The following is a 23413-nucleotide window of genomic DNA, read 5'->3' on the forward strand; positions in this document are numbered from 1 at the left end:
GCGCCGATGATAGTGCGGATACCCGTGTGAAAGTAGGTCATCGCCAGGCTCTTATGCCCCAAAACCCCTCGACAGCTAACGCTGCGAGGGGTTTTGTCTTTGGGTTCCAGGTTTCCGATATGATCGTGAAGCAATGACAGACGAATCCGACCTCGAACAGCGCGAGGAGACGCCCTGGTTTCTTTACCTGATCGAATGCGAAGGTGCATCGATCTATACCGGCATCACGATTGACGTGGCGCGGCGGTATGCGGCGCATGTTTCTGGAAGAGGTGCGAAATACACGCGTGCCCGTAAGCCGATGCAATTGCTTGGATGGCTGGAGTTTCCGAACAAATCCGAGGCATTGAAGGCTGAAATCCGCATCAAACGGCTGACAGCGGCTCAGAAGCGGGCGTTGGTCGGTGAGTTGAGGTCGGAACCCGCACAACAAAAAACGCCGGCATGACGCCGGCGTTTTTTGTTGGCGGTAAGCCCTGAGTCGTGTTTTAGACCACGATCAGCGTTACCTCGATATTGCCGCGCGTGGCATTCGAATACGGGCAAACCTGGTGGGCTGCCTCGACCAACTTTTGGGCCGCTTCTTTTTCCATGCCCGGCAGCGAAATCTTCAGCTCGGCCTGGATGCCGAAGCCTTGCGGAATCTGGCCGATACCGACGGCGCCTTCGATCTTGGCGTCGGGGGAAACGGTGATCTTTTGCTGGCTGGCCACGAAACGGATCGCGCCAAGGAAACACGCTGAATAGCCAGCGGCGAACAGTTGCTCTGGGTTCAGCCCGTTGCCGGCGCCGCCCATTTCCTTCGGCACCGCCAGCTTGACATCCAGTTGACCATCGGACGTCACCGCACGGCCGTCACGGCCACCGGTTGCGGAAGCATGGGCGGTGTAAAGGACTTTTTCGAGTTTCATTTGTACGCTCCTGGGTAGTGCCCGTCGGGGGCAGTGTTCAACACGTTCAACAAAATGCCGGTAACCGGCAGTCAATCTTCGGCCCGCGCCACTTCGAGCGTGGACCGCAAATCTTGCAGTCGCTTCGTCAGCGACTGGATTTCTTCAAGCGAGCACTGCGTGGCACACAAAATCTCTTCGGGGATCCCGGCTGCCGCCTGTCGCAGATTCCTGCCGGACTGAGTCAACGTCACCAGAACCCGACGCTCGTCGTCAGTATCTCTTTCTCGATGGACATATCCGGCTGCCTCCAGCCGCTTCAACAGCGGCGTCAACGTACCCGAGTCCAACTTCAGCTTCCCCCCTAAATCCGAGATCGTGATACCGCTCTGTTGCCACAACACAAGCATGACGAGGTACTGCGGATAAGTGAGTCCAAGCTCACTGAGGATAGGCTTGTACATCTTGGTCATCGCCAACGATGCCGAATACAGCGCAAAGCACAGTTGCCGATCAAGCTCGAGCCAGTCTTCTGCAGGTGGTGGGATCGTCGTTTGCTTCGTCATGTAAGTTATCTTATACACAATTAGCTTGTGTGCAAGATAAAATTTCTATCAGTCCAATAGCGTTATAGAGAATAGGGGGCGCTCATGTCGGAGCCAAGTCGTACCTTACCCTCGCTGGGATGACCTGAAGGTGGATGCGGCAATACCTGAAGAGAAATTAGATCCTTTAAGTCTGGCTTAAGTGTGGCTACCTACGATGGCACTGTCGCGAAACGCCCGCATGCGGCGACGCCAACCAACGAAAGGAAAGCCACCATGATTCGCCAGACTCTCGCCCGTACCGCCGTAGGTGTTGCAGCGCTTGCTGCGCTTGGCGGCGGTTATGCCTATCTGCAGAAGGACGCCATTACGCCGACGTTTGCTGCGCAAACGCCCGTCAGCGCTGCCCCTTTGGCTGTGGCCACGCCGACCGACTTCTCCGGCATCGTCGATCAGTACGGCCCCGCAGTGGTGAATATCAGCGTGACTGCCCGCGCGCAGCGTACCTCGGCGCAGGTGCCCTCGGGCATGGACCCTGATGATCCGCTGTTCCAGTTCTTCAAGCGCTTCGGCCCGCAATTCCAGGGGCCGCAGGGCGGCCAGCCGCAACTGGTAAGGGGCCTTGGCTCGGGCTTCATTGTCAGCTCCGATGGCCTGATTCTGACGAACGCGCACGTGGTCGACAACGCCACCGAAGTCACCGTGAAGCTGACGGACCGCCGTGAATTCAAGGCCAAGGTGCTTGGCGTCGATCCGCAGAGCGATATCGCGGTGATCCGCATCGATGCGAAGGATCTGCCGACCGTCCGTCTGGGGGATCCGTCAAAAATCCGGGTGGGAGAGCCGGTCCTGGCCATCGGATCGCCCTACGGTTTCGAGAATACGGTGACCGCCGGCATCGTGAGTGCAAAGTCGCGCTCGCTGCCCGACGATACCTATGTGCCGTTCATCCAGACCGATGTGGCGGTGAACCCAGGCAACTCCGGTGGTCCGCTCTTCAATCAGCGCGGCGAAGTCATTGGCATCAACTCGCAGATCTACAGTCAGACCGGCGGCTATCAGGGCCTGTCGTTCGCGATACCGATCAACGTGGCGACCAAGGTCGAGCAGCAGTTGGTGGCACATGGCAAGGTGACACGCGGACGTCTCGGCATTTCGGTGCAGGAGGTCAACCAGGCGTTGGCGCAGTCATTCAACCTGCCAAAGCCGACGGGCGCATTGGTCAATTCCGTGGAGCCTGACAGCCCCGCGGCCAAGGCTGGCTTGAAGCCAGGAGACGTGATCGTGCAGCTTGGCGATGACAAGATCGACCATTCTGGCGACTTGCCAGAACATGTTGCCGATATTCGTCCGGGCACCGAGACCAGTCTCAAGATCATCCGCAAGGGCGAGCCGCTGACGCTGAGCGTCAAGGTGGGTGCTGTAAAGGAAGGCACCGTAGCGCAAGGCAAGAACGGCGGTGAAGCGGCCGGACGGCTCGGCCTGGCCGTGCGCCCGCTCTCGCCAGCAGAGCAACGCGGCAGCGGTATTGATAGCGGTCTGGTCGTCGAGGATGTGACTGGGCCCGCCGCCCGGGTTGGCATCCAGCAGGGCGATGTCATCCTGTCGCTCAATGGTACGCCAGTGACGTCGGCCGAGCAGTTGAGGGCGCTGGTGGCGAAGTCCGGCAAGCAAGTTGCGTTGTTGGTGCAACGTGACGACGCACGGATCTTCATCCCGCTCGACCTCGGCTGATCGCTGCATCGGCCACGCGGTATACGTGCCACTCCAGCATGTAGATCGCAGCTGAGTCGCAGGTACAGCGGGCGTATACGCACCTCACCAACGAACTGCGTATACGCCCGCAAACCGTTGCTACAGGCGGATTTCGGGGCGACAAAACGCCCCAATGCGGCGCGCAAACAGGTATCATCTCGACTGCGATGCTCGAAGCGAGTGGTGACTCACGTCACCATGCTAGGTTCTTGCTCAATCGACAGAAGAAGGATGTCTAATGCAGTTGGATTTCAACCGCGCCCCTATCTCGCCGGTCACCGACCTGGCGCGGCGGCTGTCACCAGCCGCTGCCAAGCCGACCACTCGTCGGCGCAAGAAGGAAGTCCCGCCCCACTGGGAGCGTGGCTACCGCTCCCACTACTACCGCAGTGAACGTGGCGACAAGCTTGGCGAAGTCCGCTTGTCCGATCGTGGCGACCTGCCCGTGGTGTACCACTGGGCAGCGGGTAACTATTCCGGCGCGGAAGGTTCGCTTGCGCATGCACGTGCGCGCGTGGAAGAAACCGTGGGTTTCGGCATGCGCCAGATGTCGCTGTTTTGAGTCGGCATTGACGCGCTGCTGGGTGGCGACTCCAGCGCGAACGTAGTACCTCTCACCGTAGTTCAGTAGTTCCGTTGCCCTGCAACGCTCCACATCCGCCCGGCTAGTCGAGCCGGCGCTGCATCAGCATGAAGACCGCTGCCAGCACGGCAATCGCGGCAATCAACCGGTAGAGATCCTCGCAGGCAATCAATCGTGCCTGTTGATCGACGATGGCCGCCATCTGGGCGAGCGCACCGGCGTGGGCCTGTCCGGCATCGAACCCGCGCGCGACCAGTGCCGCCTGCGCGGCGTCCATCCATTGCGCGGTTTCGGCTGGCCGTTGGCCCACGGCATGTACCAGGCTCGTGTGCACCGCGAACTGCCGGTTCTGTAGCAGCACCGCGCCTATCGCCGAAGCGAACGAACTGGCGATCTGCCGGACCAGGTTCTTGCTGCGATAGCCGTGCCCGAAATCCTCGCCTTTCAGCGAACTGAACGTGATGCCCGCAATGGGGATGATGACCATCACACCGAACAGCCCCTTGGCCACAAGGCCGGGTACCAGCGCAGCGGGTCCGACGCTGGGCGACATGATCGAGAACCACATCATCGCGCCGGCCATCAGCAGCAGGCCAGCCACCATCACGGGCTTCTTGTGGGTCAGTCGGCGCGCCACGCGCAGATAGAACCAAATGCCGGCAAGGCTGATGAGCGCGGCAAAGGTGTTGAGCCAGCCGGTGGTCGCCAGCGGAAAGCCGAGCGCCTGTTCAGCGTAGATCGGGAACACGTAGCTGCTCAGGTTGCTGATCATGTAGTAGATGAAGTACATCGCCAGGCCAGCGATATAGACCGGCTGGCGCAGCGCACGCAGATGGAGTACGGGCGCGGCGTGGTGCCATTGGTGCCAAAGGAAGACGCCGAGCAGTGCCAGTGCGATCCCGCCGGTGACCGTCACACGCAACGGGTGCGAGAAGATATCGAAGCGCGCTTCGGTCATGGCCGCTTGCAGGGCTACGATGGCAACACCGAACAGCAGCAGCGGCACGAGTGCGGGACCTTCCGTATCATCCCGCGGCTCGGCATCGGGTAGCAGCAACCACGCGCCTGCCGTTGCCAGCGCGGCAAAGGGCAGCACGCCATAGAACACGTCCTGCCAGACACCGTGCTCGATCAGCTCTGCGGCAAAAGCCGGCGCCAGCGCCGAGGCGCCAAAGATGCCGAGCATGAAGATGCGCGATGCGCGCGGACGGTCAACGGGCGCGAACATCAGGTTGACCAGGATACGGCAACTCGTGAAGAGCGCGCCACCGCCCACGCCCTGCATGAAGCGGGCAAGCACCAGTTGCTGCAGACCCGTGCTGGTGGCGGCCACCAGTGTGCCGGCCATGAACAGCAGCAGCGATGCGGTCAGGTAGCGACGATAACCGAAACGCTGCGCCAGCCACTGCTGCTTCAGGATCATCATCATGCTGCCCACTGCGTAGGCGGCCTGCACGAGCGCGAAGCTGCGCGGGTCGGCGGAGATCCCGCCCACGATATGGCTCGATGCAAACACGAACATGATGTTCTCGAGGAACTCCACGCCCGTTGCCAGCGCCAGCAGCATCATCATCAAGGTCTGGCGTTGCGGGCGGCTCAGCATCCTCAGCCAGCGAAAGCCGGCGCGCACGCGTCGCCATGGCCTGGTTGCCACATTCACGGCTTGGCCGCCTCCAGCTCGGCGAGGTGGCTATGGAGCGTGGTCAGCCCGCGGATAGTCGTAGCCAGTTCCGTCTTGCCGAGCGGCCCCCATGCCTCGGCATAGGCCGCATGCACGACGGGCACCGCGCGTTTCAGCAAGGCACGCGCAGCAGGCGTCAGACTCAGTTCGAGGCTGCGGCGGTCATGGGCGGCCGGCTTGCGTCGCACCAGTCCGCGCGTTTCCAGTCCATCGACAAGCCGTGTCATCTGCGTGCGCGTGGCATCGATCGACATGCCGAGTTCGGACGGCATGGTGGGCTCGCTGGCGTCGATGGCGAGCATGCTGATCACCAGGTACTGGTTCAGGTCCAGATCATAGGGGGCGAGCGCACGTTCGATATGCTGGCGCATCAGTCGAGCCGAGCGCAGCAACAGGCGTGAGGCGAGGATCAGGTCGCGCGGCGCGTCGGGATTGTCGGCGCAAAAACGGTCGATGCGGCGTTCAAACGACATGTTGTTTCATTCGTAATAGTTACGGATGAAACTATATGCCTCGTCATGCCGATCGGCAAGGCATCGCTGCATAGACAGATTGATCGGCTGGCCGAACTATCTGAGCGCGGCAGCGAGCTCGCGCAGTGCCGCGCGCAGGCGCGCGGCGGACCTGGCGGCCTGATCAGCATCACCATTCGCCAATCCGTAGCGCCAGTCGACGTAGCCATCTGTGAAGGCACGCACCGCCGTTGCCGCGCGGGGGAGGGCGGTTGCGGCGCGGGTGCCGAAGTCGATGGGTCCTTCGGAGACGCCTCGCGTGCAACCGTGGCGCGCAAGCGTCGCGCAGAAGCGCTCGTAGAGCGCCTGCACCGGTTCCACGCGGCGACGTCGCAGCCACATCGGGAGCAGAGCCAAGAGGCTCAACACCGCCATGCCAACTGCCAGCACGCTGGGCAACTGATTGCCGAGTCCCGCCAGTTCGAGCAGTCGCTGCTGCTGGCCGCGATCGTAATCGAGGACCCAGCGCTGCCAGCGATAGGTCAGGCCGTCGATGCCCCAGCGGATGTCACGCAGCCAGCCGGGCGCGCGCAGATCGCGCAAGGCGCCGATTTCTTCGCCGGCCAGCGCCGCGTCCACGCCATCTTCCACGCGGCTCGGTGCCACCGCGCTGGTGGGGTCCACTCGCACCCAGCCCCGGTCTTGCAGCCATACTTCGGCCCATGCATGCGCGTCGGATTGCCGGATGACGTAGTGCTTGCCGACGGGGTTGTACTCGCCACCCTGGTAGCCGGTCACCACGCGGGCGGGCACGCCGGCGGCGCGCATCAGGAACACGAAGCTGCTGGCGTAGTGCTCGCAGAAGCCCCGTCGGGTATCGAATATGAAGCTGTCCACCTGCTGGCCGCCGAGCAGCGGGGGCGACAACGTATAGGCGAACGGCGACGATGCGAACAACCGCATTGCGGCCTGCACGCGCTGCCACGGATCGGCGTACTCGCGCGCCCAGTCGGCGGCCAGGGCGCGGCTGCGCGGATTGCCTTCCGGCAGCGCAAGGGAAAGCCGCAGCGTGCGCCGCGTCAGTGGCTGGGACGCGCCACCCAGCGTCGACTGTGCGCGGTATCGGAGGGTGCGTTCCACGGGCGTGCGTGCGAAGAATTCGTCGTCGGCGGACGAGCGTGCGCCCAGATTCTCCGAGATGGCCACGCCACGGTCCAGCAGATAGAGCCACGACTTGTGCGTGGGTTCGAGCGTAACGTTGTACTCGCGCACGTCCGGGGCGAGCGCCGCAGCGCCCTCGTCTCCCTCATCGACGAGCGAGGGTGCTTCACGCAATGGTGGATTGGCATCGAGCCGCCACACCTGCCCGTCGTACTCCCACATCACCAGCGCACGCCAGTAGAGCGCGCTGGCGGGCAGGGGATCGCCGACGATGTCGGCGCGAAATGCCACATCGGGCGAGCGGATCAGATGACCGATGCTGCCGGGCTTCATCGTGTCGCCGATGCCCATGCGTCCGGTAGGTTCCGACTGCGGCAGGCGCCACAGCGGATGATCGAGGCGCGGAAACAGTACGAACAGGCACAGCGCCCATGGCAGGCCGAACAGCGCCATGCGGCCGAGCAGCGGCCAGATGGCAAGCCGCTCGCGGGCTTCGGGATGATGGAACAGCAGCCAGTTGCGCAAGATCCACGTGCCGATGGCCATGCTGTAGAGCGCCAGCCAGAAAGGCTGTTCCGCCAGATACAGCGTGAGCAGAAGATAGAAGGAGAGTTGCGTGACCAGCGTGGCATCGGCCAGCGCGCGTGTCTCCATCAACTTGAGGATGACAAAGGCCGCGAGCAGCGCCACGCAGAGTTCGCGGCCCAGGCTGCCGCCCGCCTGCCAGACCAGCGCGGCGGCGATGACGAGTACCAGCATGGCCGTCACGCCAATCATCAGCTTCGATGGCAGCGGCGCCCGCTGCCGCCACAACAGCCAGCGCCAGCCGAGCAGCAACAGGAGCAGCAGGCTGATCGACACGGGCAGCGTGCGGGCCTGGGGCACGAGCACCAGCGCTAGCTGGCCGATCAGCATGCCGTGCTCCTGATGGCCGAGCGGGCGTGGCGGTGCCTTTGTCGTCTTGGTTGCCCGGGCCGTCATGACGCGCGCCGCTCCGGCCACAGCGCCAGGGCTTCCAGGCAAGAGCGGCGATGGGCAGCGCCGTGGCCGGGCGGGATTTCCACGCCCGGCAGGCGCAGGCCGATGTCCACGCTGTCACCCGCCGACACCAGCCACGCGCAGAGCCGTGAGAGTCGCGCTTCGGTATCCATCGACACCGGCAGCGTGTGCCAGTCGATCCAGCACGCAGGCGGTTGAGGCATCTGGCCGGTGCGGCTCATCCAGCGGCCCGTGCGGGCACTGTGCTTCCAGGCGATGCGATGCAGGGGGTCGCCGGGGCGATATTTGCGAAGCTGGTCAATGCCATCCTCCGCGGCCGTGGTGACCGCGCCTTCGTCGTCATCGCCGGGGCCCGACATCTGCGGCAGCGGTGGCGCATGGCGCTCGGGCGCAGGATAGACGATGGTCGCCAGCGGGAAATCCGCATAGCTCCACACGTGGAACATGCCGAACGGGAAGCGGCTGAACAGCGTAACGCGCGGCAATGCGAGTCTCCCGCGTTGCTGCGCCGGAAGGCGAATCGACAGCGTACCCTCGTTGCCTTGCGTGCCTCCGAGTGTCAGCGAGACCGCATCGACCGCGTCCGACGATGCGCAGCGCGCTTCGATACCGATGCGCGCCAGGCCATCGTGCTGCCGCGCGTACAGCACGAAGACTGCCGCGTCTCCGGCGAAGGCCGGGGCCACAGGGCCGGCAGAGAGTTCGAGGTCGAGCAGGTTGCGATAGGCCATCCACATGCAGGACATGCCGATGCCGACCAGCAGGAATGTCAGCGCGAAGCCCAGGCTGATGTTGTAGTTCAGCGAGGTGGTCAGCATCGCCAGCAGCAGCACGACAAAGCCGAGTCCGCTGCGGGTGGGCAGGATATAGAGATGACGGCGGTCGAGCCTGATCACGCCGTTGACGGGCGGGCGTGGGCGGCGCGGCCACCTCGACGATGTGCGTGCGGAGGTAGTCGGTCGTATCGAGCCGCGTGGATCGGGCACCGCCGGGGCGCGTCGCATGGTTGCGGAAGGGAAATCCGGTCAGGGAATCGCCACGCCCGCCAGCAGACGGTCGAGGGCTGTGGTCGGCTGGCCGGACGGCAGCAACCTGTGCGCGGCCACCGGCACGAACACCGCCTGGATATCTTCAGGGATCACCATTTCGCGTTGGTGCAGCAGTGCCCAGGCGCGGGCGCAGGCCAGTAGCGACAGCCCGGCGCGCGGCGAGAGTCCTGCAATGAAACCCGATTCGTTGCGCGTGGTCTGGACCAGTGCGAGTGCGTAGTCCACCAGCGCGGGACTCGCGTAGACGCGGCCGACCGCCGCCTGCAGCGCCACGACCTGTTCCGCGTCCATCACCGCCGTGACTTCCGGCTTGGCGGTGCCGCCGAGATACAGCACGCGCTCGAAGGCGGGGTCGGGATAGCCGAGCGAGATGCGCATCGCAAACCGGTCAAGCTGGGATTCGGGCAACGCGTGGGTGCCAACCTGTTCGAGCGGATTCTGCGTGGCGATCACGAAGAACGGCGCCGGCAACGCGTGGGTCACGCCGTCGTGCGTGACCTGGCGTTCGGCCATGGCTTCGAGCAGCGCGCTTTGCGTCTTCGGCGGTGCGCGGTTGATTTCGTCGGCCAGTACAAGTTGAGCGAAGACCGGGCCGCGATGGAATCGGAAATCGCTGGATTCACGGTTGAACACCGATACGCCGATCAGGTCAGCCGGCAGCAGGTCACTGGTGAACTGCACGCGCCGATACTGCAAGCCCAATGTTTGCGCCAGCGCATGGGCCAGCGTGGTCTTGCCTACGCCGGGCACGTCCTCCAGCAGCAGGTGGCCGCCAGCGAGCATGCATGCCAGCGCCAGCCGCAGTTGGCGGGGTTTGCCCAGCACGATGCGGCCTAGCTGGTTCTGGGCCTCGGCGAGCGAGGCGGTAATGCGGGGTCGGGCAGTCACGATGGCGGCATCAGTAGGGTTGGCGATGTCGTTCGGTGCAGCAGGGTCGGGCCATTGTAGCGGCGGTAACGGCGCATGGGTCGCATTGGACCGTGGGTTTCCGCACCATGATTGAGGCGTTGGAGTGGGCGGGCGGGCCGATATCTCACCGCATTTGGCTGGACGGCGATGTCGACTCGCACCGGATCGCGCCGGTTCTGGCATCATCGGCCTGTTAGCAGCTGCCACTTTCAGAAAAGTCTTACCCTGCAATGACTGCCTCGCCATCGCGCGCCGCTCAGGCGTCCGCCTCCCTCGATTTCGATTGTTCCGCGCCGCTGGCTGATCAGGCGGCATTGGCCAGCCTGGCCCGCGAGTTTCAGGCTGGCGGCTATATCGTGCTGCGTAACTTTGCCAGCGAGGCCACCTGCGCCGCGCTGGAAACCGTGACGCGCCAGCATCTGGCGGCGGCGGCACCGCCGGTCGAGTTCGAGGCCGATCTTGGCTACCCTGGGGCGCCGGCCACGCGGCAGGCCGAAGGCGGCCATACGGTGCGCCGGTTGCGCCAGGCATACGGCCGCGACGAAGCCTTCCGACGCTGGGCCAGCGATCCGCAACTGCTGGCCACGGTGGAGGCACTATTGGGCGAGCCGACTCGCCTGACGCTGGCACATCATAACTGCGTGATGACAAAGCATCCGCACTTCGGCAGCCAGACCGGCTGGCACCGCGATACGCGCTATTGGTCGTTCGTGAAACCCGAATTGGTCACGGTGTGGCTGGCGCTGGGCGATGAAGACGAGCGCAACGGCGTGCTGCGCGTGATCCCGGCGTCGCATCGCGCGAAACTCGACCCGGCCCAGCTCGATCCCGCCGAATTCCTCATCGAAGCGCACCCGAACAGCCAGGCGCTGCTCAAGGGCGCGATGCCGCTGGCGCTGCATCGTGGCGACGTTCTGATGTTCGACAGCCGGCTGTTCCACGCGGCAGGGCGCAACGATTCGGAAGCGGTCAAGCTGTCGGTGGCGTTTGCCTACTTTGGCGCCAGCAACCGGCCCATCAGTGGATCGCGCTCGGCGGAGTTCGGCAGTGTGGAGATGCCACCGTCGGCGCTGTGACCTCGGACTGAACGAAAAAAAGCCGCCTCATGTTTGAAGGCGGCTTTTCTTTTGCCGAGGCGCAGAGCTTTCGAGCTGGCTCAGACAGCTTTCCGTCGATCGGACGTGCCGCGGAGCAGTGCGACGAGATCGGCAAAGCGGAAGGGCAGCAGCGGCGTGGCGTGCCGGATGGCATCACGGCGTGCGAAGTGGCTCAGGAGCTGCTCGCCCACCGGACGGTCGAAGTACGAAGCCTCCGGGTAGTTCATGGTTAATCCCCATTGTGGTCACAAAACGCAGACAGTATACACTTCGATGGTGCACTGCGCCATTTCGTGGTGCGTAATGGGGTATTGCGTGGTGCGTGGGCGAAGCGCCTAGCTTTGCTCGCCGCCCTCCGCCTGGATCGATTCCACGGCCTTGGCGGCGCTGAAAACATGCCGCGTGGCCAGCAGCGCGGCCAGGTCGGCGTCGCCGGCAATGACGGCCTGGAGGATCTGCGCGTGCTCGTCCCAGTTGGTGCGCGCGCGGCTCATGTTGGCCGGCGCGAAGAGCAGCGCGGTGCGTTCGCGCAGCGAGCGCATCATGTCCTGCAGCACGCTGTTGGCAGCGATGTTGCCAAGCACTTCGTGAAAGCGCGAGTTCAGTTCGACAAAGCGTTCGGTCTGGCCGGTGTTCACGGCCTCGTTCCCCTCCCTGAGTACCTGCTCGATTTCCGCGATCAGCGCCGGGTCGCGGCGCTGCGCGGCCAGCTTGGCGTTGAGCCCTTCGAGCGTGGCGCGTACCTCGACCATTTCCCGCGCGATGTTGGGCGACAGTCGGGCCACCGAGGCCCCCCGGCGCGGCTCGATGCGCACCAGCCCTTCGGCGGCCAGCGCGCGCAGCGCTTCGCGCACCGGAATGCGGGATACGCCAAGTTCGAGCGAGAGGGTGTTCTCGACGAGCCGTTCGCCTTGTTCGTACTGACCGCCAAGGATGCGCTGGCGCAGGGTGTCGGTCACAAGTGCGAAGAGCGGGGAATGCTGGGCGCCCAGGCTGGTGGCCGGGGCGTCAGGATTCGGCTTGAGGGCACTGGCGGTGGCGTCGTTCATGGTCGGGATCGGCCGTCGGAATACTGGGAAACGCCGTAGCGATGGCTACGGCTGGAATGCCGCTATTGTATACCGTCCCTACTTCATGCAGACATAGGGTAGACATCCACCCGCCCGATCAGCCGCCTCCGTGCTGGAACGTGAACCCGTCCGCGCGAAGGAAGGGCACCTGCGCGCCCAGCGCCATGAAGGTCTGCTTGGCGTCGTGGATCATGTTTGGTGAACCGCACAGGTAGATCGCATGCTCGGAGAGGTCGCCCAGGTCCGCGGCGACCGCGTCGTGCACATAGCCGCGTCGCCCATGCCACGTATCGTCGCCGCGCGACAGTACTGGCACGTATTGAAAGTCGTAGAGCCGCTCGCCCCATCTAGCGATTTCCTCGTGCAGATAGAGGTCCGCCGCCGTGCGCATGCCCCAGTAGAGCCAGACGGGCGGGCAGTCGGGGTCGTCCATCAGGGATTCGAGCATGCTCTTGATCGGCGCGAGGCCGGTGCCCGTGGCCACCATCAGCAGCGGGCGATAGTCCTCCTTGTGCAGGCTGAAGCTGCCATGCGGGATTTCCACGTCGAGCGTGTCGCCAGCATGCAGACGCGGCAACTGTTGCGACGTGAATCGTCCATTGGCGATCTGCCTGACGTGGAAGTCGACGACGTTGCCATTCGGTGCCGATGCCATCGAGAAACTGCGATGGGTACCATCCTCCAGCAGCACCTTGAGGTATTGCCCAGGCGCGAAGTCGAACGGTTCGTCATCGGGCAGCGCGAGTTGCAGGTGCAGTACGTCGGGCCCGAGCGGCGAGACTGCGCGCACCGTGGCGGTAGTGCGCCGGGCAGGTGCCAGATTGCTCGCTTCACGCGCGGTGCTGAGGACGAGGTCGCCATCGGGCCGTGCCTGGCAGGCCAGCGCGTAGCCGTCGGCGGCCTCGGCCTCGGACAGTCCCATCGGAAAATCCTCGTAGGAGACCGACCCCTGCACCACGCGCACGCGGCAGGTGCCGCAGCCGCCGAACGTGCATTCGTGGGCCAGGTCCACGCCGCTGCGCAACGCGGCGTCCAGTACCGATTCGCCTGGGGCCACCATGAAGACCTGCTGTGTTTCCGCGATCTCTACGCGATGGGACATGACCCCTCCTTCCTTATTTCTTGATGTCGGCTTGCGCCAGCACGGTCAGGTCTTCGGCGGCCAGCAGGTCGCGCAGCGCTTCGAGCGCCGCCACGCCGCAGGCGGTGTCTTGCTCGCCGTTGCCACCGGAGAGGCCCACGCCGCCGATCACTTCGCCGTTGACCACGATCGGGTAGCCGCCCACGAACACGGCGAACTTGCCTTCGAAGCTCCACTGGATGCCGAAGGCTTCGTTGCCGGGCAGGGCGGGGCCATTCGGCGCCGTGTTGAACAGGTGCGTGGACCGCTTGTGGCCGGCGGCGGTGAACGCCTTGTTCCACGCGATCTGCGGGCCGGTGATGCGCGCGCCGTCCATGCGTTCGAGCAGCAGTGGATAGCCGCCGTCATCGACGATGCAGATGGATTCCAGCACGCCGATTTCCTCGGCGCGGCGAACGGCGGCGGCCACCATGTGGCGGGCTTCCCGCAGTTCGAGCTTGATGGCTTTCTTCATGGTTAAACCCCCTGGTAGATGGTCTTGATCTGCGTGTAGAAGTCCAGCCCGGCGCGGCCCGATTCGCGGAACGTGGAGGTGCTGGAGCGCTTCAGGCCGCCGAACGGCGCGTTGACGAGATTGCCGGTGGTGGTGCGGTTGATCTTCACCGTGCCGGATTCGATATCGCGCGCGAAGTCGTGCATATAGCGCGGATTGCGCGTGGCAATGGCGGCGGACAACCCGTATTCCGTGTCGTTGGCCGTGGCGATGGCCTCGGCATAGCTGCTCACTTCGATGATGGCGAGCACCGGGCCGAAGATTTCCTCGCGTGCGATGCGCATTTGCTGCGTGACATCGGCGAATACGGCTGGCGCCACGTAGTAGCCGTGCGCGAAATCGCCATCGGTCAGCCGCTCGCCGCCGCATAGCAGCGTGGCTTCCTGCTTGCCGGTTTTGATATAGCCGAGCACTGTGTCGAGCTGCTTGCGCGTGGCAAGCGGGCCGAGGTCCATGCCCGGCGTCGGGCCACTGCCGATCTTCAGCGCCTTGACCTTGCTGACGAGCTTTTCCGTGAACGCCTGCTTCACCTCGCGCATGACCAGGATGCGACTCGTGCCTGTGCATGCCTGGCCGGACAGCGACAGGCCGCCCTTGATGGCGAGATCCACGGCGCGGTCCAGATCGGCGTCTTCCATGACGATCAGCGGGTTCTTGCCGCCGAGTTCCATCTGCGTGCGCGTGGTCATCGGCGCGGAGCGGTGAATCTGCTCGCCGGCTGCGGTCGATCCCGTGAACGACACGGCGCGCACCGCGCGGCTTTCGACGATGGTCGGACCCACTTCGGCGGCGCTGCCGGTGATGAAATTCAGCACGCCTTTGGGGATGCCAGCGCGCACGAAGGCTTCGGCCAGGCGATAGCCGGACAGCGGCGCGTCCGACGATGGCTTGAAGACTACGGTGTTGCCCGTGATCAGCGCCGGGGCGATCTTGCGGGCTGGAATCGAAACCGGGAAGTTCCACGGCGAGATCACGGTCACCACGCCCAGCGGTTCGCGCTGGCTGTAGACCAGCATGTCCGGATCATCGTTCGGATAGCTCTCACCGCCAAAGGTCTGGCCTTCCACCGCGTAGAAACGCAGCGTTTGCGCCGAGCGCATGACTTCATCGCGCGCCAGGTTCAGCGCCTTGCCTTCCTCGCGTGTCAGTTCGGCGGCAATGGTGTCGGCGTTGGCTTCCAGATGCGCGGCGGCATCGTTGAGGATCTTCGCGCGCTTGCCGATCGGCGTTTTTTTCCAGCCATCGAACGCGGCGGCTGCGGCGGAGACGGCGGCAGCGGCGTCGCGCGCATCGGAGGCGGCATGGCGGCTCACGATGTCGCGCGTGTCAGCCGGATTGACGTTCTCCAGCGTGCGGCCGCTGGTGCTGTCACACCATTCGCCGTCGATGTAGTTGCGGTACGTCTCGGTCATTGTGGGGGCTCTGTCGAGGGACTCTGGGGATGCGTGGACCGGACGCCGGCGCATGGGCGCGGCATCCGGCGTGGGGCAATGCCGTAAGGTGACCGCTCAGGCGGCCACAGCCTCGGCCCCAGTCTTCACGTCGACGTAGTCGTAGTACAGGGCCGTGGTGTACAGCAGCCGCATCTGCGCGCCGATCTCGCAGATCTTCAGGCAGCGCGCCTGCAGCTCGGGCGTGTTGGCGTGCTCGAGCACGATCTGATAGCCGCGCTCGCCGTGGATTTCGTCGGAGACGATATGGAGGTCGAAGAACTCCACTTCCTCGTCGGTGAAGCCGTACTTTTCGCGCAGCGTGGGGGTTTGCTTGCGGTAGATCGACGGCACTTGCGACTCCAGGCCCACTACGAGGCCGGCAACAGCGACTACCGGGTCTTCGCGCATTGCCACGGCGTAGCACCAGCTTTGCAGGCCGCGCGTGGTGGGCGACATGTTGTCGGGGCTCACCACACGTTCGCGCGTGGTGCCGCAGGCTTCGGCAAAGCGGATCAGCAGGTCGGTGTGGCGATCGCCGCCGATCTCTTCCTCGTACATGTTGGCCAGCAGGAAGTCCTTGGCCTCGGTCATGTGGTCGGGCGTGCGCGCATAGATGTAGGCGAGGTAGTCGGCGAACGGGCCCACGTAGTGATAGTGGTTCTCGGCCCAGCGCGCCAGATGCTCGCGCGAGAGCGTGCCGCTGGCCCATGCCTTGCTGAACGGCGCCTGGTTGGCGCTCTTGCCCTTGATGGCGTTTTCGAGCGCAGCACGGAATTCTTCACGGTTCATCAGTTCGGCCATTTGAGGCTCCTTGTGTCTGGATCTTCTGATCGCGGGGTGGAAGGACTACTTTGTATACTTTCTACAACGTGATTCGGGCGATAAAAAACCGCGCAGCGCCGGGCTTGCGCGGTCCGGGTCAGGCGGCGAGTGCCTGCGCCGCTTCAATGCGTTGCCAGGCCACACCGGCCAGCGCCACATCCTCAAGGCCGACGCCAACTGACTTGTAAATGACGATGTCGTCGTCGGACTGGCGCACGGTGCGGGACGCCAGCAGGACTTCGGAAAGCTCGACGATCTTGCTGTCGGGCAGTGCGGACTTATCGGCCAGCACCAGATCACCGGCTTCACGCAGCGACTGCGGGCGCCACTCCACCACTACGGCGGCGGCGCGCGCCAGCAGCGTGTCGTCGAGTTCGCGCGTCTGCGGCAGGCTCGATCCGATAGCTGCGACGAAAGCGCCGGGGCGCACCAGATCGCCGGAGAACAACGGCGTGGTGGAGCGCGACGCGGTAACGATGATGTCGGCCGCCGCAGCGGCATCTTCGGGTTTGGCGAACTCGACGGAGATGCCGCACGCCTTGGCAAGGCGACTGGCGGCGCCGGTATCGGCGTACGGATCGCAGATCAGGATGCGCCGCAGCGGCAGTGCAGCCGACAGTTGCAGCGCGTGTTGCACGCCCTGCGTGCCGGCGCCGAATAGCGCCAGCGTCTCGGCACCGGGACGGGCCAGTTGTTGCGCAGCCAGCACGGTGCAGGCTGCGGTGCGCAGCCGCGTGATAGCGCCCGCGTCGAACGAGGCCAGTGGGCGGCCGTCAACCGTCGAAAACAGCAGGATGACAAACGAGAACTGCCCGGCGATGGTCGTGTAGATCTTGGCGCCTGCCACTTGCTGCGTGGGGATGACCGCGCCGAGCGTGGAGAGCTTCACGCCGCCCGCCTCTGTCCGGATGCGTTCCTGCATGGCGGCGTCGCCCTGGCCAAAGCTGCGGAAGGCTTCGCGCATTGCGCCCTGGGCGTCGGCGGCGGTGACGTGGCGGTCGATCATCGCGTCGGTGATATGGAGCATCGTGGGGACGTCCTCGAATGGCGTGGGAACGATTTGGTATACAGTCTACACACGATTCCAGAAAACGCCAGTGGGTTTTTTCACCATGACATCCTGCGCCGGGCTGGTGCCATGTGCCCGGAAACCGTGCTGTTATGCGGTTCTTCCGGGATATTCGCGCACCCATCGGGGGATTTCCCTAGATCCGTCAGTTTTTGCTTGTTCCGGGAACCTGTCGGGATATAGTATACAAATTGGTAGCAGACAAAAACGAGCAGGCGGAGAGCCGCTCAGGTTTCGGCTTCAGATTCAGAACATTCTTATACCGCCCCCACAAGGGCCTCCATGATCAGGGGAGCCTCATGCATCAAACCGTAGAGATCGGCCTGGCCCATTGGGTGTATCTGCTAGGCGTGGCAGTGATCGTCTTGACGATGATCCTGCGAGCCAACGTTGTGGTGCCGTCGATTGTCGGTACCTTCCTCGTCATCCTGGCGATTACCGGTAACCCGGTCAGTGCGCTCGGGGGCATCTTCTCCGCCAGCCTTGTGGCGGCCAAGGAGTTGTTCAACATCTTCCTGGTCATTGCGTTCATGACCGCGCTACTCAACGCGTTGAAGACCCTGCGCTCGGATATCCGCATGGTCGAGCCGTTCCGCGTGGTGATGAAGAACGGGCATAGCGCGTACTTCATCCTGGCGGGCATTACCTATGTGATCTCGCTGTTCTTCTGGCCCACGCCGGCGGTGCCGCTGGTGTCGGCAATTTTGCTGCCAGCCGCTATCGCCGCGGGTTTGCCGCCGCTGGCGGGTGCCATGGCGATTGCCATCGCTGGGCAGGGCATGGCGCTGTCGTCGGACTATGTGATTGGCGTGGCGCCGGGTATCAGCGCCAAGGCGGCGGGCGCGGCGGTCAGCGCAGCCGTGGTAGCGGATCGTGCGCTGGTGCTGTCGGTGATTACCGGTGCCATCGCACTGACGCTGGCGTACCTGTCGATGCGGCGCCATATCGTGCCGGCCAACGGCGCGTTGCTGGATCGCTGGCAAGCGCGCGCATCAGGCAGCGATGCGGCCGTCGAAGCGACCGGCACGTTCGACAAGGCCGAGATTGCACGCGGCACGTCGCATGAGGAGCCGCTGGTCACCGACGCCAACATCGAAAGCAGTCTGGCCATGGTGGCCAAGCGCCGCGTGAAGTGGTCAAAGTTCTTTGCCGTGCTGACGCCGATTGCGTTTCTCTGCGTGGTCACGCTGATGGTGCTGCCGAAGATTTCATCCGCAGCCGGTGATCTCAAGGGCGGTGCGGCAGCGGCATTGGTGGGCGGCGTGGCGGCGGTGCTGATGATGCTGGCCACGCTGGCCGCCGAGGGCCCGCGCCGGATGCTCGACGTCTGCCCCGAGCACATCACGGACGGCTTCGTGTTCGCGTTCAAGGCGATGGGTTCGGTGCTGCCGATTGCGGGATTCTTCTTTGTCGGCGCCGGTGAGACCGCCGCGCAGATTCTCGGTGTGGATGCCGGCAAGGCGCCCAGCCTGCTGTTCGAATTGATCCAGGCCTACCAGCACATGATTCCGGACAACCACGTGCTGGTGGCGTTCGGTGTGCTGCTCGTCGGCATGATCACCGGTATCGATGGCTCGGGCTTTGCCGGGTTGCCGCTGACCGGCACGCTGGCCGGGGCGCTGGGTCCGGTGGTGGGATTCGATTCCGCCACGCTCGCGGCCGTGGGCCAGATGGGCGCGGTGTGGACCGGTGGCGGCACGCTGATCGCATGGTCGTCGCTGATTGCCGTGGCCGGGTTTGCGCGGGTGCCGGTGCTCGATGCCGTGCGCGCGCTGCTGCTGCCGGTGCTCGCCGGACTGTTCGTGTCGACGATCTGCGCAATGCTGATCTGGCACTGATCCCAACTCACTGAACTCAAGCAGAACGCCATGCCGAAAGTTGTCTTCCACAAGAATGGACAGGTGTACGTGGACGAGGTCAAGCCGGAGACCAACATCGTGGTGCGCGCCGGCATCAAGCAGTTTCCGTATCCGAACCTGCGCTACGAGTGCGGCATGGGCAAATGCTCCAAGTGCGCGTGCCGCGTGCTGGCGGGCGCCGAGCACCTGCCGCCGCCGAACTGGAAAGAGAAAAAGCAACTGGGCGAGCGGCTGGAGCAGGGGTTCCGGCTGACCTGCCAGCTCTGGCTCACGCACGATATCGAACTGGAGCAGCCGGAGCAGCCGGAGCAGGCGGAGTCATCGCCGCAGGTTCAGGTGGCTCTGCCGGCCAGGGCTGTCTGACATGTTCGTGATCCTGACCAGCAAGCCCGGCCAGTTCCGCACCGAGGCCGTACCCGGCGTGGTGCCCGTGGAAACCTGGGAATACCTGTTCTACGGGCGCCCGAAGGCCACCTTCGTGATCGCGGTGCTGGAGGACGCGCCGGCTTCCACGAAGGTGCGCGTGATCGACGAGACGGACGGCCCCGACGCCGCGCCCGTGGTCAACCACGTACCCGTCAAATTTCTGGAGCGCTTCGACACGCTCGACGCTGCCCACGCCGCGCTTCGGCAACTGGCGCACTTTGGCAGCATGGATCTTTCACTGAGGAAACAATGATGCAGGCGGACACCGCAGCGGACACCAAAGCGCCCGTGCAGGCGCGCACCGTCGCTATCACCTTCCTGACCAACGCCGGCAAGACCGTCACCGCGCCAGAGAACAGCAACCTGCTGCGCGTATCGCTGCGCGAGCAGGGCGGCATCCCGTTCAAATGCGGCGGCGGCATCTGCGGCACGTGCAAGTGCAAGGTCGAGAAAGGGCTGGAACATACCGACGCCGTGAAGCCGAAGGAGCGCAAGCACCTGACCGAAGAGGATCTGCAGGCTGGCTATCGGATGGCTTGCCAGACGTTTGTGAAGGGGGATGTGGCGGTGTCGTGGGAGCCGAGGGTGGGGCCGCGATAGGTACTAGCTTCTGAGGGTTTGCTCCCCTCTCCCGCCTGCGGGAGAGGGGTGGGGGAGAGGGCCAGCAGTTCAAATTGCCAAACGTTGGCAAGCAGAGCCTCCGGCCCTCTCCCCCAACCCCTCTCCCATTTCATGGGAGAGGGGAGCCAAAACCCTCGGCAGTTTGAGTTACGTCCTCAACCCCACCATCGCCGAGATCTTTTCCGCGGCTTCCTGCAGCGGTGGCAGGAACTGGTCCACCATTTCCTGGGCGCTCGTGCGGTTGGCCTGGCCACTGATATTGATGGCAGCGATCACCTGGCCGGACCGGTTGCGGATGGGCGCGGCCAGCGATACCAGTCCTTCTTCCAGTTCCTGATCGTTCTGCGCCCAGCCCCGTGCGCGGATATCGGCGATCAGCGTCTTCAGCCGGGCGGGGTCGGTGACTGTGCGCCGCGTACGCGGTTGCAGGTCCGACGCCTGCAGCACGGCATCGAGTTCCTCGGCGTTCAGCCCCGACAGCAGCACGCGACCCATTGACGAGCAATAGGCAGGCAGCCGGCTGCCGATCGACAGGTTGATGGTCATGATCTTGCGCGCCGGCACGCGCAGCACGTAGACGATCTCGGTGCCGTCGAGCACGGAGATCGAGCAGCTTTCGTGCACGGATTGCGAGAGCGATTCCATGACCGGCTCGGCCAGATTCCAGAACGGCATCGAGGTCAGGTACGCGAAGCCCAGGTCCAGGATCTTGGGCGTGAGGCGGAACAGCCGTCCGTCGTTCCGAACGTAGCCCAGGCCCACCAGCGTCAGCAGGATGCGGCGGGCGCCAGCGCGCGTCAGGCCGCTGGCCTGGGCGATCTCGGTCAGGGTCTGCGCCGGATGGCTGGCATCGAATGCGCGGATCACCGACAGGCCGCGCGCGAACGACTGGACGTAACTGTCGCTGGGCTTCTCGCCGGAGATGGCGGCCGGTGCGTCGGGCAGTGCGGGATCGGCTGGATTCGCCATGTATCGGAAGGACTCGGAAAGGATTCGGGAAGGCCGAAAGGGTAGAGGAAATGTGCGGGCTTTGCCAGTCTGGCGCCGGGTCGAAGATGTCTGCCGCATAATGTGCGTCCGCACATTGCCGCATCCTACGGCAACAGGCGGTCACGACAATAGTGTCTGGCAAGGGAAACGGGTCTGTGAACGAGACAATCCAGTGGAACGATTGGGAGGCTTTCTGTTGTGTGGTGGAGCAGGGCACGTTCACGGCGGCTGCCGCGACGCTGGACTGCCCCAAATCACGCGTATCGGCGGCGGTGATCCGCCTGGAAACAGCGATCGGCGCCAAGCTGCTGGAGCGCACCACGCGCCGCATGCGGCTCACAGATGCGGGCGGCGCGGTCTATCGCGACGTGGCGCCGCTATTTGCCCGCCTGCGTGAAATCCGCCAGGAGACGCTGGCACGCGAGGAACGCGTGCAGGGCATGCTCCGCATCGCCACGCCTTACGAATTCGGCGCCCAGCAATTGGGCGGCGTCATCTGCCGCACGCTGGCGGCCCACCCGGCGCTCGATATCACCGTGGAAATCGCACAGGGGCTGGTCGATCCGATCCGCGAGGGCTTTGACATCGCCTTTGTCACGGTGGATGCAGACCTGCCCGACTCCGGCACCATCGCGCGCCGGATCTGGCACGTGGAGCGCGGCCTGGTGGCGGCGCCGTCGCTGGCGGCCAGCCTGCCCGCCCAGATGGTGCCGGAAGACCTCTCGAACATGCCCACACTGGCCACGCCGGGCGCCTCGGTCTGGGAATTCTCAAGAAACGGATCGCGCGTGCAGGTGCCGATCCGTCCACGTATGCAGACCTATAACGCCGAATTGCGCATGCAGGCGGCGCTGGCCGGGCTGGGCATCGCGCGGGTGCCGATGACGGCTGCGGGAACGGAGATTGCGCAGGGCAGGCTGGTGCGGGTGATGCCGGATTACCCGTTGCCGCCGCTGAGGGTGTTTGCGCTACTGCCCGACCGACGGCTCCAGCCGCGCAAGGTGCGCGCGTTCATGGAAGCCATCGAATCGATGATGGGGGAAGATCTCGACGACCTCGGGCAGTAACTTGCGTGTGTGGACCGGGTCTACCGGTCAGGCGTGGCAGGGGCACCACGCCGAACCTGCTGGTGCGCCCGATGGCAGTCGGGGCATGCAGGTGAGCGCTGGATCAGGAGAGATCAGGCGCCTTCGCTGAAAACGTCGCGCTTCTCGGTCACGCCACGGGCGCCTTCCGAGTACACATCGCGCTTTTCGGTGACGCTGCGGGCGCCTTCGGTGTACACGTCACGCTTTTCGGTCACGCTGCGGGCGCCGTCGAGGTACGGGTCGATCTTGCGGCCGATGCTGCCGTCGAGGCGGGCCAGATCGGATACGGATTGCGAAGCTTGGGCGGCAGTGGCAGCGGCCGACAGGCCGATGGCGCAGATCAGGGAGAGAGCGAGGGTCTTCATGGTTGTGCTGTTCCTACTTATTGGCATGAACGCGGTGGTTCCGCGCTGGCTGTAATGTAGGCTTCGACACCCCCCCGAAAAAGGGTGATTCCTCGACACTCTGTCCAACTGACCGAACAATACGGGTTAACCCTTGGGGTTCATTCCGTGATACGGTGGCGCCCCGCCACCGGGCGCGCCACGCAGGTTAGTACATGCTCACACCACGCCGCGACTGAGCCCGGCGATGACCATCAACAGGATCTGCGCCACCACGAACAGCACCAGCGGCGAGAGATCGAAACCGCCCAGGCGCGGCATCACGCGCTGGATCGGGCGCAGCAGCGGCGCGGTCAGATGCCAGATGGGTCCGGCCAGCGGGGATTGCGGATTCACCCACGAGAGCACCGCCATCAGCAGCGTGACCCACATGACCATGCTGATGGCCCACTTGAGCATGGTCAGCAGGGCCAGCGCGAGGATGGCGGGCAGGAAGGACACCGGATCGGCACCCAGAATCAGCGTGCGGCAGACCAGGAACGCGACCGCGGTGAGGTAGACCGACACCACGGTAGCCCAGTCGATACCGCCGATGCCAGGCAGGATGCGGCGCAGCGGACGCACGATCCAGTCGGTGACCTGGAATACCCCCTGCGATACGGGGTTGCGCGAGGGCAGCCGGGTGAGTTGCATCCACAGGCGCAGCAGCAGTGCCATGCCGAAGAGGGTAAAGACGGTATCTAGCAGGAACAGGACGATTTCCGTGAACATCGGGCGGATTTCCCTTTCAGGCGTGTTGAGGTGTGACTTGGCGACAGGGTGTCGGCGACCGCACAGATTCTGCCATACCGGCCTGACGGGCTTGCGGCAAAAATACCACCCGTATGCGCGTCAACGCACCGGGCGTAAATTCCGCTGCTCCTATAATGGCGCCCG

Annotated in this window: 26 protein-coding genes; 9 read left to right on the forward strand and 17 right to left on the reverse strand. The window is 64.4% G+C overall.

Going from position 1 to position 23413, the window contains the following annotated elements; genetic code table 11:
• Positions 1–133: 133 nt before the first annotated feature.
• Positions 134–448, forward strand: coding sequence for a GIY-YIG nuclease family protein (locus FFS21_RS14295; protein ID WP_137925449.1), 315 nt, complete (start codon positions 134–136; stop codon positions 446–448).
• Between the two features lie 40 nt (positions 449–488).
• On the opposite strand, the gene FFS21_RS14300 is transcribed toward FFS21_RS14295, so the two are convergent.
• Both FFS21_RS14300 and FFS21_RS14305 read right to left on the reverse strand, forming a co-directional pair.
• The gene (locus FFS21_RS14300) at positions 489–911 is read right to left on the reverse strand and encodes an organic hydroperoxide resistance protein (protein WP_137925450.1); all 423 of its coding nucleotides are present in this window, start codon (positions 909–911) and stop codon (positions 489–491) included.
• A gap of 71 nt (positions 912–982) precedes the next feature.
• Positions 983–1456, reverse strand: coding sequence for a MarR family winged helix-turn-helix transcriptional regulator (locus FFS21_RS14305; protein ID WP_137925451.1), 474 nt, complete (start codon positions 1454–1456; stop codon positions 983–985).
• Between the two features lie 255 nt (positions 1457–1711).
• On the opposite strand from FFS21_RS14305, the gene FFS21_RS14310 reads away from it, so the two are divergent.
• Entirely contained in the window at positions 1712–3169 is a 1458-nt protein-coding gene (locus FFS21_RS14310; RefSeq protein ID WP_137925452.1) for a DegQ family serine endoprotease, read from the forward strand.
• Between the two features lie 259 nt (positions 3170–3428).
• Positions 3429–3752 (forward strand): hypothetical protein, encoded by a 324-nt coding sequence (locus FFS21_RS14315; protein ID WP_137925453.1) that lies wholly within the window; start codon positions 3429–3431, stop codon positions 3750–3752.
• Between the two features lie 103 nt (positions 3753–3855).
• On the opposite strand, the gene FFS21_RS14320 is transcribed toward FFS21_RS14315, so the two are convergent.
• The 5 genes from FFS21_RS14320 to FFS21_RS14340 form a co-directional block, all read right to left on the reverse strand.
• Positions 3856–5376 carry an MFS transporter gene (locus FFS21_RS14320; RefSeq protein ID WP_137925523.1) on the reverse strand — a complete coding sequence of 507 codons (1521 nt, stop codon included), beginning with the start codon at positions 5374–5376 and terminating at the stop codon, positions 3856–3858.
• A gap of 53 nt (positions 5377–5429) precedes the next feature.
• Positions 5430–5927, reverse strand: coding sequence for a MarR family winged helix-turn-helix transcriptional regulator (locus FFS21_RS14325; protein ID WP_137925454.1), 498 nt, complete (start codon positions 5925–5927; stop codon positions 5430–5432).
• A gap of 96 nt (positions 5928–6023) precedes the next feature.
• Positions 6024–8048: a transglutaminase TgpA family protein gene (locus FFS21_RS14330; RefSeq protein ID WP_137925455.1), complete on the reverse strand. Its 2025-nt coding sequence runs from the start codon at positions 8046–8048 to the stop codon at positions 6024–6026.
• The gene (locus tag FFS21_RS14335; protein ID WP_137925456.1) at positions 8045–9070 is read right to left on the reverse strand and encodes a DUF58 domain-containing protein; all 1026 of its coding nucleotides are present in this window, start codon (positions 9068–9070) and stop codon (positions 8045–8047) included. The genes FFS21_RS14330 and FFS21_RS14335 overlap by 4 nt, the downstream gene beginning before the upstream one ends.
• A gap of 21 nt (positions 9071–9091) precedes the next feature.
• A complete protein-coding gene (locus FFS21_RS14340) occupies positions 9092–10003 on the reverse strand; it encodes an AAA family ATPase (protein ID WP_137925457.1) in 912 nt (303 codons plus the stop codon).
• Between the two features lie 251 nt (positions 10004–10254).
• Between FFS21_RS14340 and FFS21_RS14345 the strand changes: the two genes are divergently transcribed.
• Positions 10255–11100 carry a phytanoyl-CoA dioxygenase family protein gene (locus FFS21_RS14345; protein WP_137925458.1) on the forward strand — a complete coding sequence of 282 codons (846 nt, stop codon included), beginning with the start codon at positions 10255–10257 and terminating at the stop codon, positions 11098–11100.
• Positions 11101–11180: 80 nt separating this feature from the next.
• On the opposite strand, the gene FFS21_RS32020 is transcribed toward FFS21_RS14345, so the two are convergent.
• From FFS21_RS32020 to FFS21_RS14375, 7 genes are all read right to left on the reverse strand, one after another.
• Entirely contained in the window at positions 11181–11348 is a 168-nt protein-coding gene (locus FFS21_RS32020; protein ID WP_171020413.1) for a hypothetical protein, read from the reverse strand.
• A 108-nt stretch (positions 11349–11456) separates the two neighbouring features.
• Positions 11457–12170, reverse strand: coding sequence for a GntR family transcriptional regulator (locus FFS21_RS14350; RefSeq protein ID WP_137925459.1), 714 nt, complete (start codon positions 12168–12170; stop codon positions 11457–11459).
• Between the two features lie 118 nt (positions 12171–12288).
• Positions 12289–13293, reverse strand: a complete 1005-nt coding sequence (locus FFS21_RS14355; RefSeq protein WP_137925460.1) for a 2Fe-2S iron-sulfur cluster-binding protein — start codon at positions 13291–13293, stop codon at positions 12289–12291.
• 13 nt (positions 13294–13306) lie between these two features.
• Positions 13307–13786, reverse strand: coding sequence for a GlcG/HbpS family heme-binding protein (locus FFS21_RS14360; protein ID WP_137925461.1), 480 nt, complete (start codon positions 13784–13786; stop codon positions 13307–13309).
• A gap of 2 nt (positions 13787–13788) precedes the next feature.
• Entirely contained in the window at positions 13789–15237 is a 1449-nt protein-coding gene (locus tag FFS21_RS14365; RefSeq protein ID WP_137925462.1) for an aldehyde dehydrogenase family protein, read from the reverse strand.
• Between the two features lie 96 nt (positions 15238–15333).
• Positions 15334–16059, reverse strand: a complete 726-nt coding sequence (locus FFS21_RS14370; protein WP_137925463.1) for an iron-containing redox enzyme family protein — start codon at positions 16057–16059, stop codon at positions 15334–15336.
• 118 nt (positions 16060–16177) lie between these two features.
• Positions 16178–17107, reverse strand: coding sequence for an ornithine cyclodeaminase family protein (locus tag FFS21_RS14375; RefSeq protein ID WP_137925464.1), 930 nt, complete (start codon positions 17105–17107; stop codon positions 16178–16180).
• A gap of 341 nt (positions 17108–17448) precedes the next feature.
• Here FFS21_RS14375 and FFS21_RS14380 point away from each other — a divergent pair, with 341 nt between their 5' ends.
• The 4 genes from FFS21_RS14380 to FFS21_RS14395 are packed head-to-tail and all read left to right on the forward strand — an operon-like array spanning position 17449 to position 20034.
• Positions 17449–18987, forward strand: coding sequence for a hypothetical protein (locus tag FFS21_RS14380; RefSeq protein WP_137925465.1), 1539 nt, complete (start codon positions 17449–17451; stop codon positions 18985–18987).
• A gap of 30 nt (positions 18988–19017) precedes the next feature.
• Positions 19018–19371, forward strand: a complete 354-nt coding sequence (locus FFS21_RS14385; protein ID WP_137925466.1) for a 2Fe-2S iron-sulfur cluster-binding protein — start codon at positions 19018–19020, stop codon at positions 19369–19371.
• A 1-nt stretch (position 19372) separates the two neighbouring features.
• A complete protein-coding gene (locus FFS21_RS14390; protein ID WP_137925467.1) occupies positions 19373–19687 on the forward strand; it encodes a ferredoxin in 315 nt (104 codons plus the stop codon).
• Complete coding sequence (locus FFS21_RS14395) at positions 19687–20034, forward strand: 2Fe-2S iron-sulfur cluster-binding protein (RefSeq protein WP_137925524.1); 348 nt, start codon at positions 19687–19689, stop codon at positions 20032–20034. Before FFS21_RS14390 ends, FFS21_RS14395 begins: the two co-directional genes overlap by 1 nt.
• Positions 20035–20202: 168 nt before the next feature.
• Here FFS21_RS14395 and FFS21_RS14400 read toward each other — a convergent pair whose 3' ends face one another.
• Complete coding sequence (locus FFS21_RS14400) at positions 20203–21024, reverse strand: IclR family transcriptional regulator (RefSeq protein WP_137925468.1); 822 nt, start codon at positions 21022–21024, stop codon at positions 20203–20205.
• A gap of 176 nt (positions 21025–21200) precedes the next feature.
• Here FFS21_RS14400 and FFS21_RS14405 point away from each other — a divergent pair, with 176 nt between their 5' ends.
• Positions 21201–22112 (forward strand): LysR family transcriptional regulator, encoded by a 912-nt coding sequence (locus FFS21_RS14405; protein ID WP_137925469.1) that lies wholly within the window; start codon positions 21201–21203, stop codon positions 22110–22112.
• Between the two features lie 113 nt (positions 22113–22225).
• On the opposite strand, the gene FFS21_RS14410 is transcribed toward FFS21_RS14405, so the two are convergent.
• Both FFS21_RS14410 and FFS21_RS14415 read right to left on the reverse strand, forming a co-directional pair.
• The gene (locus tag FFS21_RS14410; RefSeq protein WP_137925470.1) at positions 22226–22498 is read right to left on the reverse strand and encodes a hypothetical protein; all 273 of its coding nucleotides are present in this window, start codon (positions 22496–22498) and stop codon (positions 22226–22228) included.
• 198 nt (positions 22499–22696) lie between these two features.
• Positions 22697–23248 (reverse strand): YggT family protein, encoded by a 552-nt coding sequence (locus tag FFS21_RS14415; RefSeq protein ID WP_137925471.1) that lies wholly within the window; start codon positions 23246–23248, stop codon positions 22697–22699.
• Positions 23249–23413 lie beyond the last annotated feature (165 nt).

Origin of the sequence: Cupriavidus sp. 2SB (genome assembly GCF_005503625.1) — a bacterium.
GTDB lineage: Bacteria > Pseudomonadota > Gammaproteobacteria > Burkholderiales > Burkholderiaceae > Cupriavidus.